Annotated in this window: 11 protein-coding genes; 5 read left to right on the forward strand and 6 right to left on the reverse strand. The window is 71.5% G+C overall.

Translation table 11 applies throughout. The features are described from left to right. Positions 1-48 precede the first annotated feature (48 nt). Positions 49-948, reverse strand: coding sequence for a c-type cytochrome (locus ABFC67_RS13975; protein WP_346738641.1), 900 nt, complete (start codon positions 946-948; stop codon positions 49-51). 210 nt (positions 949-1,158) lie between these two features. Between ABFC67_RS13975 and ABFC67_RS13980 the strand changes: the two genes are divergently transcribed. Further along, positions 1,159-1,815, forward strand: coding sequence for a rhomboid family intramembrane serine protease (locus ABFC67_RS13980; RefSeq protein ID WP_346738642.1), 657 nt, complete (start codon positions 1,159-1,161; stop codon positions 1,813-1,815). Positions 1,816-1,818: 3 nt separating this feature from the next. Here the strand turns inward: ABFC67_RS13980 and ABFC67_RS13985 are convergent, their stop codons facing one another. After that, positions 1,819-3,198 (reverse strand): MBL fold metallo-hydrolase, encoded by a 1,380-nt coding sequence (locus ABFC67_RS13985; RefSeq protein WP_346738643.1) that lies wholly within the window; start codon positions 3,196-3,198, stop codon positions 1,819-1,821. Positions 3,199-3,281: 83 nt separating this feature from the next. On the opposite strand from ABFC67_RS13985, the gene thpR reads away from it, so the two are divergent. The 3 genes from thpR to ABFC67_RS14000 all read left to right on the forward strand — a co-directional run bounded on the left by thpR (position 3,282) and on the right by ABFC67_RS14000 (position 6,952). After that, on the forward strand, positions 3,282-3,848 hold the full coding sequence (gene thpR, locus ABFC67_RS13990) for an RNA 2',3'-cyclic phosphodiesterase (RefSeq protein ID WP_346738644.1): 567 nt from the start codon (positions 3,282-3,284) through the stop codon (positions 3,846-3,848). A gap of 133 nt (positions 3,849-3,981) precedes the next feature. Continuing rightward, positions 3,982-6,078 carry a M13 family metallopeptidase gene (locus ABFC67_RS13995; protein WP_346738645.1) on the forward strand — a complete coding sequence of 699 codons (2,097 nt, stop codon included), beginning with the start codon at positions 3,982-3,984 and terminating at the stop codon, positions 6,076-6,078. Positions 6,079-6,424: 346 nt separating this feature from the next. Continuing rightward, a complete protein-coding gene (locus ABFC67_RS14000) occupies positions 6,425-6,952 on the forward strand; it encodes a hypothetical protein (RefSeq protein ID WP_346738646.1) in 528 nt (175 codons plus the stop codon). Between the two features lie 87 nt (positions 6,953-7,039). On the opposite strand, the gene ABFC67_RS14005 is transcribed toward ABFC67_RS14000, so the two are convergent. Next, positions 7,040-8,269, reverse strand: coding sequence for a hypothetical protein (locus ABFC67_RS14005; RefSeq protein WP_346738647.1), 1,230 nt, complete (start codon positions 8,267-8,269; stop codon positions 7,040-7,042). A gap of 128 nt (positions 8,270-8,397) precedes the next feature. Between ABFC67_RS14005 and rapA the strand changes: the two genes are divergently transcribed. Beyond that, positions 8,398-11,244, forward strand: a complete 2,847-nt coding sequence (gene rapA / locus ABFC67_RS14010) for an RNA polymerase-associated protein RapA (protein WP_346738648.1) — start codon at positions 8,398-8,400, stop codon at positions 11,242-11,244. 249 nt (positions 11,245-11,493) lie between these two features. Here rapA and ABFC67_RS14015 read toward each other — a convergent pair whose 3' ends face one another. The 3 genes from ABFC67_RS14015 to ABFC67_RS14025 form a co-directional block, all read right to left on the reverse strand. Next, on the reverse strand, positions 11,494-13,287 hold the full coding sequence (locus ABFC67_RS14015; RefSeq protein WP_346738649.1) for a M14 family metallopeptidase: 1,794 nt from the start codon (positions 13,285-13,287) through the stop codon (positions 11,494-11,496). A 140-nt stretch (positions 13,288-13,427) separates the two neighbouring features. Beyond that, complete coding sequence (locus ABFC67_RS14020) at positions 13,428-14,078, reverse strand: DUF502 domain-containing protein (protein WP_346738650.1); 651 nt, start codon at positions 14,076-14,078, stop codon at positions 13,428-13,430. Beyond that, positions 14,075-15,320 (reverse strand): SUMF1/EgtB/PvdO family nonheme iron enzyme (locus ABFC67_RS14025; protein ID WP_346738651.1); only part of this gene is annotated, 1,246 nt, incomplete at its 5' end. The genes ABFC67_RS14025 and ABFC67_RS14020, both read right to left, overlap by 4 nt.

Consider the following 15,320-nt stretch of genomic DNA (forward strand, 5'->3'; position numbering starts at 1 on the left):
CCATCCGCGGATCGAACCCCGCCCTGCGCTGGCCCGGCCGCGGCGCCGTCAGCGCCGCCCGCGCGGCCGCGGCGGCAGCGTGCGCAGGTAGGCCCACCGCGCCGCCATCTCGGTGTCGTTCATCTGCGCCAGGTTGCGCCACGGCATGAACGGGTCGAGCGCCGTGCCGTCCGGACGCTTGCCGGTGCGCAGCGTGTGCACGAAATCCGCTTCGCTCCACTTGCCGAGCCCGGTGGCCGGGTCCGGCGTCAAATTAGCGGCCTTGGGGAAGCTCGGCGGCAGGCCGGGGATGGCGCCGCCGGAGAAGTGCTCGCCGTGGCAGCCGACGCAGGCGCCGGCGAGGTAGCGGCCGTAGTCGGCGGTGGGCGTCGCGGCGACCGCCGCTTCGTGCGGTGCGTGCTGGTCGATCAGGCGCGCCTCCAGCAGGTTCGGCATGCGCCCGAACGCGAACAGCGCGCGCCCGACCGGGCCGACACGCGGCGGCGGCATCTCGCGGTCCACCGGCGGCACCTGCCGTGCCCAGGCGATCAGCGCGGCGGTGTCGGCATCGCTGAGGTTGGCGAAATCGCGTGCCGGCATGAACAGCAGCGGGCGGCCGTCCGGCGCGACGCCGTGGCGGATCGCGCGCTCCCAGTCGGCGACGCTCAGCGTCGCGCCGAGACCGCCGTGGCCGCGGGTCAGGTTGGGCGCGGCCAGGCGGCCGATCGGCGGCACGTCCATCTCGACGTGGCCGGCGAGATCGGGCGCGTGGCAGATGCGGCAGCCGCGCATGATGGCGACGCGCTCGCCGTGCGCCAGGCTGGCCGCGTCGGTGGGCAGGGCGAGCGGCGGTTCGTCGATGGCGTAGTGCTGGCCGAGCGCGGCGGCGCTGCGGATCCAGACGAATGCCACCAAGGCGGCGACGACGACGAGCAGGGCGGCCAGCGCCCGCAGCAGCCAGCGTTTCATGACGTGCCCCTCCCGCGCTCCCCGCGCGGCGCCAAGGTATAAGCTGGCGGGCGGGCGCCGTCCAGTGCCGCCGTGCCGGCTGGGCCGGGCTTGCGCGGATGTGCGACTATCTGGCGGATTCCCGCGCGGGCGCGCGTCCGCGCCGGCCGTGCGGCTTCGGCTGCGCAAGCCGCGCTGCCTCCCGTTTGCATGCCGCGACAGGTACCCCCGATGCCCTTCGACCTGCCACCGATGACGCGCGCGCTGCTGATCGCGAACATCGCCGTCTACCTGCTGCAGATGTTCGCCGGCCAGATCCTGGTGGTGCACTTCGCGCTGTGGCCGCTCGGCCCCGACCAGGTCGCCGGCTTCGCCGCCGACGGCACGCCGGTCATGGTCGGTTTCCGCGCCTGGCAACTGCTGACCTACGCGTTCATGCACGGCGGGCTGCCGCACCTGTTCTTCAACATGCTCGCGCTGTTCATGTTCGGCGGGCAGATCGAGCGGCTGTTCGGCGAGCGCAATTTCCTCGTCTACTACTTCGTCTGCGTGGTGATGGCGGCGGTGGCGCAGCTCGCCGTGGTGCACTGGTTCACCGGCGGCTATTACCCGACGCTGGGCGCCTCCGGCGGCATCTTCGGCCTGCTGCTGGCGTTCGGCATGATGTATCCGCAGGCGCGCATCATCTCGCTGTACATGCCGATCCCGTTGCCGGCGTGGATCGTGGTGATCGGCTACATGGCGCTGGAGCTGTTCCTCGGCGTCACCGGCACGCAGGCCGGCGTGGCGCACTTCGCCCATCTCGGCGGCGCGCTGGGCGGCTTCGTGCTGATCCAGTACTGGCGCGGGCGCCTGCCGATCAAGCCGAAACGCATCCTGATGCGCTGAGCGCTACACCTCGAGCGTCATGCCCGGCTGGCTAAGCGCGGGCGTGATGCCGTAGCGCTCGCGCAGCTTCTCCGCCAGCGCGTTGCGCGCGGGGTTCTCGCCGTGCACCAGGCACAGCGCGGGGCGGCCATCGAAACCGCCGTACCAGTCGAGCAGGCCGGCCTGGTCGATGTGCGCGGAGAGGCCGCCGATGGTGTGGCGCATCGCCTCCACGCGGATCTCCTCGCCGAACAGGTGCACCGTCTCGGCGCCGTCGACCAGGCGCCGGCCCAGCGTGCCGGCGGCCTGGTAGCCGACGAAGATCACGTGCGCGTTGCGCTTGCCGAGGTTGTAGAACAGGTGGTGGCGGATGCGGCCGCCGTTGCACATGCCGGAGCCGGCGATGATGATCGCGCCGCTGCTCACGCGGTTGATCGCCTTCGACTGCGCGGTATCCACGGTGAGATGCAGATTGGGCAGGCGGAACGGCTTCAGCTTGCCGCTCCACAGGCGCTTGGCGGCCTCGTCGAACAGCGTGTCGAAGCGCTCGTACACGCCGATCACCTTGGCCGCCATCGGGCTGTCCAGGAAGATGTGGAACTGCGCCAGCCCCCACTCCTCGTAGTAGCGCGCGAACCAGTACAGCAGCTCCTGCGTGCGGCCGACCGCGAACGCCGGGATCAGCACGTTGCCGCCGCCGGCGCGCGCGTGGCGGAACACTTCGCCCAGTTCGGCCACCGTCTCCGCGCGCGAGCGGTGGTTGCGGTCGCCGTAGGTCGCTTCCATCAGCACCAGGTCGGCCTGCGCGATGCGCGTGGGGTCGCGCATGATCGGCGCGCCGCGCATGCCGAGGTCGCCGGAGTACACCAGCTTGCGCGTGCGCCCGCCCTCGTCCGCGGCCAGCTCGACGATCGAGGAGCCGAGGATGTGGCCGGCGTCCTGCAGGGTCAGGCGCACGCCGGGCAGGATCTCGCGCGCCGCGGCGTAGGGCAGGGGGCGCAGCAGGTGCAGCGCATGGCGCACGTCGTCGAGGTCGTACAGCGGTTCGGCGTGCGGCTGGCCGTGGTGCCGCGCCCATTCGGCGTCGTGCGCGGCCAGCGAGGCGGAATCCTCCAGCATCACCGGCGCCAACGCGGCGGTGGCCTCGTGCACGTAGATCGGACCGGCGTAGCCGCGCTTCACCAGCAGCGGCAGGCGGCCGAGGTGGTCGATGTGCGCGTGGCTCAGCACCACCGCGTCGATCGCGCCGACGTCGAAGGAGAACGGCGCGCGGTTGCGATGGTCCTCGTCGGGCTCGCCCTGGATCATGCCGCAGTCGAGCAGCACGCGTTTGCCGTTGGCGTGCACGAGGTGACAGGAACCGGTGACCTCGCCGCCCGCCGCACCGTGGAATTCGACTCGCATCGGATCGCTCCCGTGGATGCCGCCGGCATTATGCCGCGCTGGCGTTGGTGCGCACTTGCGGCAAGAATGCACGGATGGCCCCCGTGCCGCTCCGCTGTTTCCTCGCGCTGGACCCCGACGCCGCCACGCTGGACGCGCTCGCCGCGCTGCAGTCGCGCCTGCGCGGCGGGCAGCGCGCGCAGGCGGGCGTGCGCTGGACCGCGCCCGCGCAGCAGCACTTGACCGTGCGCTTCTTCGGCGCTACCCGCGCCGCGCAGGCCGAAAGCCTCGGCGCCGCGCTGCCCGGGCTGGCGATCGCGGCGCCGACCCTGGCCGGCTGCGGCCTGGGGCTGTGGCCGGACGCGCGCCGGCCGCGCGTGCTGGTGCTGCAACTGGCGATGCCGCCGGCGCTGCGCAGCCTGGCCGAGCGCGCCGAGGCGCTGGCGCGCGCGCACGAATTCAGCGCCGAACGTCGCGCGTTCCGCGCCCACGTCACCCTGGCGCGGCTGACGCCGGAGGCGGCGTGGCCGGCGCCGAACCCCGAAGCGGCGCTGCCCGCCTGCCGATTCGACGCGCTGACCCTGTACGCCAGCAGCCCCGACGCGAACGGGTCGCGCTACACCGTGCTGCATCGCGTGCTGCTGGCAACGGCGGCCGGCTCCGGCCCCTGACCTTCGACACTGTAAGCTTGCCGGCCGGGCGCTTAGGTTCGCGGGACGGATGCGTGCGTATGCCGTCTCCCCCGTGCCACGACCCGTTCTGGTTCCCGCCCCGCGGGTCCGACCATTTCACGAGGAAGCTCGCATGAAACTTTCCGCAATGAAGCCGCTTGCGCTGGCGATGGGGCTGGCGCTCGGCCTGGCCGGTTGCGCCACGCAGACACCATCCAAGGGCGCCGCGAAGATGGCGGCCGCCGCCGTGCCGGCCGCGCCCAAGGTGTTCGACGTGAGCGAGCTGGGCGATCCGGCCAGCGCCTGCACCGACTTCAACACCTTCGTCAACGCCAAGTGGGTGGCGGCCAATCCGATTCCGGCCGACCGCGTGCGCTGGGGCGCGTTCGACGCGCTGCAGGAGAAGAGCCTCGACACGCAGCATGCCATCGTCGAGGACGCGGCGAAGAACGCCGCCGGCGCGCAGGCGGGCTCGATCGAGCAGAAGATCGGCTGGTTCTACGCCGCCGGCATGGACGAGGCCGCGGTGAACAAGGCGGGCTTCGATCCGATCAAGCCGGAACTGGCGAAGATCGACGCGCTGAAGTCGCGCAAGGACGTCGTCGCCTACCTCAACGACAGCTTCGCGCGCGGCCAGGGCGGCCTGTTCCAGTTCGGCTCCGGTGCCGACTTCAAGAACTCCTCGATGCAGATCGCCTACGCCTACCAGGGCGGCCTCGGCCTGCCGACCAAGGACTACTACTTGAAGAAGGACTACGCCAAGCTGCGCACGCAGTACGTCGCGCACATCGCGAAGATGCTTGAGCTGGCCGGCACGCCGGCCGCCGATGCGGCAAAGCAGGCGAAGGCCGTGATGGCGTTCGAAACGCGCCTCGCCAAGGCGTCGCTGGCGCCGGTCGAGCTGCGCAAGCCGGAGAACCAGTACCACTTTGTCAGCTTCGCCCGGGCCGACAAGCTGACCCCGGGCTTCTCCTGGCAGCAGTTCTTCGCCGCGCAGGGGCTCGACGTCAAGGACGGCTTCTCGCTGTCGCAGCCGGCGTTCTTCGGCGAGGTCGGCAAATTGCTGAAGACGGCGCCGGCATCGCAGTGGCGCGCCTACCTGCGCTACCACGCCATCGAGGGCGCGGCGCCGTACCTGTCCGATCCGTTCGTGCAGGAGAACTTCGCGTTCTATTCGCAGACCCTGCAGGGCCAGAAGGAAATCAAGCCGCGCTGGAAGCGCGTGCTCGGCGCCACCAACGAGGGCATGGGCATGGCGCTCGGCGAGCTCTACGTCGCCAAGACCTTCCCGCCGGAGGCCAAGCAGCAGGCGCTGGTGCTGGTCAACAACCTGCGCGACGCGCTGAAGGCGCGCATCGAGAAACTCGACTGGATGGGCGACGCGACCAAGCAGAAGGCGCTGGAGAAGTGGAGCACCTTCCTGCCGAAGATCGGCTATCCGGACAAGTGGCGCGACTGGTCGGGCCTGACGGTCACGCCGGACAACTACTACGCCAATGCGATGGCGGCGGCCAGGTTCAACCACGACTACGACCTGTCGAAGGTCGGCAAGCCGACCGATCGCCTCGAATGGGGCATGACGCCGCAGACGGTCAACGCCTACTACAACCCGACCGACAACACGGTGAACTTCCCGGCCGCGATCCTGCAGCCGCCGTTCTTCGACCCGCACGCCGACGACGCCATCAACTACGGCGGCATCGGCGCGGTGATCGGCCATGAGATGACCCACGGCTACGACGACGAGGGCAGCCAGTTCGACGCCAAGGGCAACAACGCCAACTGGTGGACCAAGGACGACCGCGCCAAGTTCGACGCGCGCACGCACCGGTTGGTCGAGCAGTTCAACGGCTACGCGCCGCTGGCCGACAAGCCCGACCTGCACGTCAACGGCCAGTTGACGCTGGGCGAGAACATCGCCGACCTGGGTGGCCTGAACGTCGCCCACGACGCGCTGCAGATGGCGCTGGCGAACAAGCCGCAGGAGGCCGCGGAGAAGATCGACGGCTACACGCAGGACCAGCGCTTCTTCCTCAACTGGGCGCGCGTGTGGCGCGGCGACATCCGCGAGCAGGCGCAGATCGTGCGCCTCAACGCCGATCCGCACGCCCCGGCCAAGTTCCGCGCGATCGGCGCGCCGTCCAACATGCCCGCCTTCGCCGAGGCGTTCCAGTGCAAGGCCGGCCAGCCGATGGTGCGGCCGGACGACACGCAGGTGAAGATCTGGTAACGCCGCGGCGGCGTTGTTTCGCAGAGACGGAGGGCGCCGCGCGAGCGGCGCCCTTTTTTCTCTCTGCGATCTGGCCCGCCTTGACCTGGCGTCATCGCGATGCCGGCACGTGTACGCTTCAATCGCCGCACCGCGCATTGTGGTAGGGATTGCACAGTTCCGGCTGAGCATGACCCGCGAACGTTCCGCGCCTTGGCAAGATGCGTGATTCAAACGGCGACAAGTGAACCCGGCACCGTTTTTGTACGATTTTGGTAGATTGAAAAAGTAAGTTTATGAACCTGATGCCATTGTGTCGTTCGGCTCGCCACGAAATTACAGTGTGAGGAAGGGAAGCGATCAGACTATGAAACGACTCAAACTCAGCGCGCGCAGTTGGCCGATTTTTTACTCGACAGGCTTCGCTGTCTTGATCTTGGTGTCGTTGGCTGCAGGCATCATGCTGACCTTCTTGTTGTCAGGATTACTTGTCATTCCTGCCGCGAAGATGTTGAACCTCGCAGGCACTGCCTATGGGCTTATCGGCGTAGTAGTGCTCTCTGAAGCAGTTGTTCGCAGTGATCGAATCAAGCGTTTTATGGTCATTTGGGTGGGTGCAGCATTGCTTTGGGCGCACACTGGGCTTGCGCTGGGTGCTTGTATCGGTGCTGTCATCGTATTCTTCTCCGGGCGCCCATCGGCATATGCTGCTTATGGATTCGCGCTCAGCCTGTTCAGCTACGTCGTGCTAATCGGTGGCGTAGTCGACGCTACGGTTACCTATCCACGCTCAGTTCGACTCCAAGAACTGACACCTAGACATCAGCGTCTCGGGCTGATCGTGCTTGTCACCGGATTGGCACTTCAGCTCGCCGCCGCGATCATAGAATTCTGAATAGCGGTGCCAGGCTCATCTGGCACCAAAACGGTACCGGACTCACTTACACCTATTTAAATCGGCGCAGTCACGTTCCATCCGCCATCAGCGCACGCGCCCACCGGTGTACGGATTCCAGCCTAGCGCAGCCAACGCCGCCCACGCGGTCGCGCCGAGGTGCGGCCAGTGGTAGTAGCGGAAGTCGTCGGTGCTGCTCGTCGGCGTGAGCGCCAGCCCGGTGCTGAGGCGCGCTTGCGGCGTGGCGTAGAGCAGGCCGCCGGGGCTGATGTCGTCGGCGAGGCCGCGCAGCAGGCGTAGCGCGTCGTCGCGACGACCCACCACGCGATAGGCGAGCGCGCCCTGCGCGGTGCCTTCCACCCACACGCCGTCGCGGTCTTCGCTGAAGTCGAAGCCGGCAGCGACGCCGTGCACGCGCTCGGCGTAGGCGAGCGCGCGGCGCCATGCCGGCGGCGCATCCGGCAGCAGCAGGGCCCAGAACTGCGCGTCCAGCGCGGAGGTCGAACGGTTGGGCGTGATGCCATCGGGCGCGGTACCGGTGAGGAAGTGGCCGCTGGCGGCGTCCCATTGCGCATCGACGAAGGCGCGTGCGGCGCGCGCCTGCGCGTCCCAATGGCCGGCCGGATCGCGCCGCGCCAGCCGGGTGAACGCGGCGGCGAGGTCGAGGTTGTGTTCGGTCGACTTCCAGGTGAGCGCCTGCGGATGGTCGTCGAAGCCGTAGACGCCGCCGCCGAAGCCGCCGGCGCCGGTCGCACTGCGCGCGTTCGCGACCACCCACGCGCCCAGCCGGCGCGCGCCGCCGGTCCAGCGCGCGTCGCCGTCGTGCTCGGCCACGGTCAGCAGCGCCAGCATGGTCCAGGCGACGTTGCCGGTGGCGGTGCCCATCTGGTAGCCGTCTTCCAGCCAACGCCGCTGCGCCGCGTCCCACCAGCCGTTCGGCAGCGGCGCGCCGTCGACCGTGCCGGCACGGTAGGCGTTGCGCAGGCGGGAATCGCCGCGTGCGGCCGCGGCGAGCGCGGCGCCGATGCGTTCGGCCTGCGCCGGCCGCCCGCAGGCGACCAGCGCGATCGTCGCCAGCGCGTTGTCGTAGGTGAACGCGGCGGTGGCGAGCGCCGGCTCGCGCGACGGCCCCTTGCCGCTCTCGTCGTCGTAGCTGCGCAGCAGCAGCGGGCCGCGGCCCGGCACCGCGTCGACGCGCGCGGCGAGGGCGTCGCAGGCGCGTGTGGCGAGGGTTTGCGCGGGCGCGGCGGCCGGGGCGGCAGCTTCGGTGGCGAAGGTCGCCGCGGCCAGCAGCAGCGCCAGCGTCAGGCGAAGCATCCGGGGCATCGTCGGCGTGTCATCGGACCGGAGCACAAGCGTAGCGCAGCCCGGCACGGCGCTTGCTCGCTTTGCGCGCTTTTGCCGGCCAGCGGATAATCCGCGGCCCGCCTCACTCGCCGCGCTCGATGAACTTCGTCCCCGGACAACGCTGGATCTCCAACGCCGAGCCCGAGCTTGGCCTCGGCACCGTGCTGCGCGTCGAAGGCCGCGGCGTGCAGGTGTTGTTCGCCAAGTCCGGCGTGCTGCGGCAGTACGCCGCGCAGAGCGCACCGCTGGTGCGCGCGGAATTCCGCGTCGGCCAGCGCATCGCCGGCAAGGGGCTGTCGTTCCTGGTCGAGCGCGTGGAGATGCGCGACGGCCTGCTGGTCTACAACGGCGAAGGCCGCGAACTGGGCGAAGGCCAGCTCGACGACGAGCAGGCGGTGTCGCAGGCCGACGATCGCCTGATCTCCGGCCGCGTCGACCGTCCCGACCAGTTCGACTTCCGCGTGCAGGCGCTGGCGCGCCGCGCCGAGGCGCAGCGCTCGCCCGGCTGGGGCATCGGCAGCGCGCGCGTGGACCTGATCCCGCACCAATTGCGCGTGACCGAGGTCGCCGCGACGCGCCGCCCGCCGCGCGTGCTGCTGGCCGACGAGGTCGGCCTCGGCAAGACCATCGAGGCCGGCCTGCTGATCGCGCGCCTGCTCGCCGCCGGCCGCGCCGAGCGCGTGCTGGTGCTGCTGCCGGAGACGCTGGTGACGCAGTGGTTCGTCGAACTGCTGCGCCGCTTCAACCTGCAGTTCGCGATCTTCGACGAGGAGCGCTGCGAGTCGATCGAGGTCGCCGACTCGGGCCGCAATCCGTTCGAGGACGAGCAACTGGTGATCGCCGATTTCGCTTTCCTCGGCGCGTCGCCGCGGCGCGCCGAGCAGGCGCTCGACGCACGCTGGGATCTGCTGGTGGTCGACGAGGCGCACCATCTCGCCTGGACGCCGCAGGGCGCCAGCCCGCAGTACGCGCTGGTCGAGCGCCTCGCCGCGGCCACGCCCGGCGTGGTGCTGCTGACCGCGACCCCGGAGCAGCTCGGCCGCAGCGGCCACTTCGCGCGCCTGCGCCTGCTCGATCCGGCGCGCTACCGCGATCTGGACGCCTACCTCGCCGAAGCCGACGGCTACCTCGCGCTGTCGCGTATCGCCGAGAAGCTCGGCGACGGCGCCGCGCTGGACGCGGCCGAGCACGACGCGCTCGCCGCGCACTTCGCCGGCGACGCGGCGCTGCTCGAAACGCTTGCCGCCTATCCGCAGGCCGCCGGCAGCGCCGAAGCGCTGACCGACGCGCTGATCGACCGCCACGGCACCGGCCGCGCGATGTTCCGCAACCGGCGCGCCGTGGTCGGCGGCTTCCCGAAGCGCGTGCCGGCGCTGGACGTGCTCGACGGCAGCGCGCTCGGCGAGGACCAGCGCCAGCAGTTGCTCGGCGAATTCCACGCCGACATCCAGCAGCCGGCGCCGGCGCTGGAATACGACTACGCGCGCGATCCGCGCCTGCCCTGGCTGGTCGCGCTGCTGGACGCGCATCCGCAGGACAAGTTCCTGCTGATCTGCCGCAGCCGGGCCAAGGTGCTGGCGCTGGAGGAAGCGCTGCGCACGCGCAGCGGCGCCAAGCTGGCGCGCTTCCACGAAGGGCTCGGCATCGTCCAGCGCGACCGCAACGCGGCGTTCTTCGCCGAGCCCGACGGCGCGCGCCTGCTGCTGTGCTCCGAGATCGGCTCGGAAGGGCGCAACTTCCAGTTCGCGCACCGGCTGATCCTGTGGGACCTGCCGCTCGATCCCGACCTGCTGGAGCAGCGCATCGGCCGCCTCGACCGCATCGGCCAGCGCCGCGACATCGCGATCCACGCCGTCGCCTTCGCCGGCACTGCGCAGCACGTGCTGCTGCGCTGGTTCGACGAGGGCGTCGGCGCGTTCCGCGACAGCCCGGCCGACGGCCGCGAGCTGCTGCGCCGCTTCGGCGCGACCGTCGTCGAGCTTGCCGCCGAGCACGCGCGCGGCGGCGACGCGCCCGACCAGGAATTCGACGTGCTGATCGCCGAGACCGCGGCTGCGCACGCCGAGCTGTCCGCGCTGGTGCACCAGGGGCGCGACCGCCTGCTGGAACTGGCCGCCGCGCGCGAGGCGCGCGCCGAAACGCTGCGCCACGCGCTCGCCGCCGAGGACGCCGATCTCGCGCGCGACGCCTTCATCGGCGAGCTGTTCGAACAGTTCGGCGTGCACGTCGAGGAACATGGCGGGCGCACCGTGCTGCTCGATCCGGAGTACGTCGCCACCGACGCCTTCCCCGGCCTCAAGGACGGCCCGCGCCAGGCCACCTTCGAGCGCGCCGTGGCGCTGGCGCGCGAGGAGCTGCCGCTGCTGCGCCTCGACCATCCGATGGTCGCCGGCGCGCTCGACCTGCTGCTGGAGGGCGAGCAGGGCAACGCCGCCTTCCTCGTCGACGACGCGCTGCCGCCGCGCAGCGCCGTGCTCGAGTGCGTGTTCGTGCTGGAGTGCGTGGCCGACCGCCGGCTGGGCGTCGAGCGCTTCCTGCCGCCGCTGCCGCTGCGCATCGCCGTCGACACGCGCCTCGCCGTGCGCGCGGAGTTCCGGCCATCCGAGAACGCGCTGCGCCGCGCCGGCGACCGCCCGGTGGACGTGCCGCGCTACCGCAAGTACCTCGCCAAGCTGGTGGCGCCGATGCTGGAACGCGCCGAGCGCGAGGCGCGCGAGCGGGCGACCGCCGAAGTTGCCCGCGCCACCGCCGCGGCCGACCGCGCGCTCGGCGCCGAGCACGAGCGCCTGCTGGCGCTGCAGCGCGTCAACCCCGCCGTGCGCGCCGACGAAGTGCAGGCCGTCGAGCGCGAACTGCAGGCGCTGCGCGAGGCCATGGCCAAGGCGCGCCCGCGCCTCGACGCCGTGCGCTTCGTCTGCAGCGTGGATTTCCTCGCGCTGCGCTGAGCGGCGACCGGCGGAAGCCGCGTTGCGGCTTCCACCCTACGGGTAGGGCGGAACCGGCTTCATCGGTTCCGCCGCTTCGCTGCTCCGGCACGTGCACCGCTCCGGCACGGCGGAAGCCGCGTTGCGGCTTCCACCCTACGGGTAGGGCGGAACCGGCTTCATCGGTTCCGCCGTCGCTCTGCCGCGCATCTTCGCCGGCGATCGGCGGAAGCCGCTGCGCGGCTTCCGCCCTACGCGGCGTGGGGGTCGTCACTCCGCCGCGCGCGCCTTCGCCAGCGCGGCGGCGTCGAGGCGCAGCACCGGGTACAGGCCGACGCGCTGCACCGCCTTCCACGGCGAGCGGTCGTAGAACCAGGCCAGACGCGCAGCGGGGTTGCCGGCGAAGGCGGGGTTGTCGCGCAGCTTCGCTTCGAACGCGGCGCGCAGCGCCGGGTCCTTCGCCAGCATGTCGCGGGCGAGCTGCTCGGCCACGCGCGGCTCGGCGTATTCGTGCTGCTGGAAGATCGCGTCGAAGTAGCCCCAGGCCACCAGCGAATCCGGCGCCTGCGGCTCCAGCAGTTCGATGGCGACGTTGGCGGCGCGCTGGTCCAGCGGCACGATCACCGCGCCGGGCGCGAGCGTGACCGTGGTGCGCTCGGGCGCGATGTCGAAGCGCGCCAGCATCAGGTGGCTCTCGAAGGGCTGCGTCGCCCACTCCGGGTGCGTCATGCGCCAGGTGTCGGCTTCCAGCGTCAGCGGCTTCGCCAAGCGCTCGTAGCGGATGCCGTGCGCGTCGAGGCGCTCGATCGCCGCGGACCATTCGGCCGGCACCAGATACGCGGCGGGCGGCGCCACGCTGACCTCGGGCGCGAGGTCGCGCCACCACGGCACCGTGTAGGTCTGCGGCCGCCTCGGGTCGTAATGCACCCACAGGTCGCCGGAGATCTCGCTGCGCTCCTGCGTGAACGCAAAGCCTTTCAGCGTGATCGTGGTCGGCGGCTCGGCAAGCTTGAAGGCCAGCGGCACGCGCACGTCCGTCCGTGCGGCGCGCGCGACGGTGGCGGCGTCGGCGCGCGCGACGGCGTCGCGCAGCGCCGCGGGATCGGCGGCGACGCGCTCCAGCATCAGCTCGACCATGTCGTAGCTGGCGCGCACGCGCGTCGCGTAGTCCTTCAGCATGTGCGTCTCGATCAGCAGCGCGGGCCGGTTCTGCAGCGCGGCGTAGCCGGTGGAGAAGCGCGGGCCGGAGCCGAAGTTGACGATGCCCTTGGTGATGTCGCGGCCGTCCTTCAGCTCCAGGTACGGCGAGGCGAGGTGGCCGCGGCGCTCGAAGCGCGGCAGCACGGCGTTCAGCGCGGCGCGCTGCCAGGCGTCGATGGCGGGATCGAGCTTGTGCGGGTCTTCGGTGTACCAGGTCAGGTCGTAGCGGTAGTCGGCGCCGTCGGTGGTGTGCACGTCGATCAGCAGGTCCGGCAGCCAGGCGTTCCACAGCGCCAGCCAGGCGCGCATCTCCGGCGCATCGGCCTTGACGTAGTCGCGGTTGAGGTTGAGGTTCTGCGCGGTGGCGCGGAAGCCCATCGCCGCGGGGCCGTTCTGGTTGATGCGGTTGTACGGGCCGGTGCGCGCGTGGCCGTCGACGTTGAACACCGGCACGTACAGCAGCACGACGCGGTCGAGCAGGTGCGGATATTTGTGCCGGATGACGAGGTCGCGCAGCAGCGCGAGGCCGGCGTCCTTGCCCTCGATCTCGCCGGCGTGGATGCCGGCCTGCACCAGCACCACCGCCTTGCCGGCGGCGCGCGCGGCCGCGGGCGTGAACGTGCCGCCGTTCGAGGCGACGACCACGTCCAGCGGGCGGCCCTGCGGCGTGGTGCCGAACCGCGCGAGGCGCAGCGTGCCGGGCGCGGCGTCGGCGAGCCGCTGCAGGTACGCGCGGGTGGCAGCGCCGTCGGGCGTGCTGCGGTAATGCGCGGCTTCGGCCGGCGTGGTCCAGTCGGCGGCGTCGGCCGCCGGCACGAGCGCCGGCAGCAGGGCCAGCCACGACAACAGCACGAGCGCGCGCATGCGGCCTCCGCAAAAGAAACAGGCCGGGCGGGCCGGCCTGAAGTCAAGGAGACATACGATGCCTGAGAAGAGGCGTTGCCACTGTAGCCGCGACGCCGACGCCGCAACCGTGCTGGAAGCCATGTTTTGCGAGGCGGCGCTCAGCCGGCCGGTCGCTCGGCCGGCGCGGGCACGCTGTCCGGCACCACCGCGCCGGCGGACAGGATGAACGCCATCGCCTGGTCGACGCTCCAGGTGGTCGCGGTCAGCCGCTCGGTGGGCACGACTTCCAGGTAGCCGCCGGTCGGGTTCGGCGTGGTCGGCACGTACACCGCGGCCAGTTCGCGGCCCTGCTCGTCGCGGAAGGTGCGGGTGACGAAGCCGACCGCCTTCAGCGGCGGCGCCGGGAAGTCGATCAGCACCACGCGCTGCGTGCCGGACGGCTTCGTGCTCAGCACGCTCATCAGCTTCTTGGCGCCGCCGTAGATGGTGTGCACCATCGGGATGCGTTCCATCACGCGGTCGAACCCGCCGAGGATGCGCGCACCGAGCACGCGCGAGGCCAGGAACCCCAACGTGTACAGGGACAGCAGCGTCGCCACCAGCGCCAGCAGCGGCAGCAGCCAGGCGTGGCCGAGCGCTTCGCGCAGCGGCGGCGAGGCCACGCCGAGCAGGGCGGCGACCAGCGGCGCGCCGACGCCGGCGAGCAGGCCGAAGATGAACTTGAACACCAGCCAGGTCACCCACAGCGGGATGAAGGTCAACAGGCCGGTGATCAGGTAGCGCTGGATGCGCAGGGAACGAAGGGTCATGGCGCGGGCGGTGGTGGCAGGTGCTCGGCGTCGACTTCGCGCAGCACGCGGAAGCCGACGGTGGTGTAGCCGATGTCGGGCGCGGCGTCGCCGCGGCGCTGCAGGTTGCTCTCGCCGTCGCCGTCGCGCCAGGACAGGCCGCGGTACCAGCGGCCGACGCAGTTGGTGTCGTCGTCGAACAGCCGGCGCAGCGCGCTGCCGCGCGCGCAGTCGGCGGTCCATTCGCTGGCGTTGCCGAGCAGGTCGTAGACGCCGAGGTCGGAGGCGGCGAAGTGCGCGGCCGGCGCGGTGTGCGGGAAGCCGTCGCCGCAGGCGAACGGCGTGCCGCCGCGGCGGCCTTCGCGGCTGGCGTCGGCGACGTCGCCGAGCGCGCAGGGGCTGCCGCCGCCCACGCCGCGCGCGACGTGCAGCCACTCGCGCTCGGTCGGCAGGCGATAGCGCTGGCCGGTGCGCTGGCTCAGCCAGCGCGTATAGGCGAGCGCGTCGCGCCAGCTCACGCAGACCGCCGGATGGTCGTTGGTCTGGGCGAAACCGGGATCGTCCCAGGCGAACCGGCGCAGGCGCGAGAACGGATTGAGCGGCTCGGCGCAGCGGCTGGTCGCGCGCCCGCTGGCGCGCACGAACGCGGCGTACTGGCCGCGCGTCACTTCGCTGCGGCCGATCGCGAAGGCGCGGTCGGTGCGGTCGCCGTCCCACGCGGCCGGCACGAACACCAGCGCCGGGCCGCCGGCGTCCTCGAACACCGTGCCGGGCTTCGGCACGCGCGCGATCAGCTCGGCGAGGCCGCCGGCTTGCGACAGCGCATCCGGTTTATGGCGCAGCACGGTGGCCAGCGGCGCCAGCGCGTCGAGGCGGTCGCGGTCGAGCGCCCGCGTGGCGTCGCCCACCGCCGCGGAAGCGGCGTCGCCGACGCGCGTCTCGAAGGCGCGCCAGGCCGGCTTGCCGCGCAGGCGGCCCTGGTCGGCAAGCCGCTGCGCCTGTTCGTACAGATCGCGCGCGTCCGTGCCTTCGCCGTCCTGCACCCGCCGGACGATGCGCGTGCCGAGCGCGTCGACCACGCCCTGCAGGCCGGCCTGCGCCTCGGCGTTGTCCGGATAGGTGCGCAGCACCGCGAGGAAGCGTTCGGCGGCGTTGGCGCCGATGGGCGAGACCAGCTTGCCCTTGCCCAGCATGGCGTTGCCTTCGCGCAGCAGGCCGTCCATCGCGTCGGCGCTCAGCATCGGCCCGGCGGGTGCGGTCGTG

The organism is Mizugakiibacter sp. (assembly GCF_039680435.1).
Lineage (GTDB): Bacteria > Pseudomonadota > Gammaproteobacteria > Xanthomonadales > Rhodanobacteraceae > Mizugakiibacter.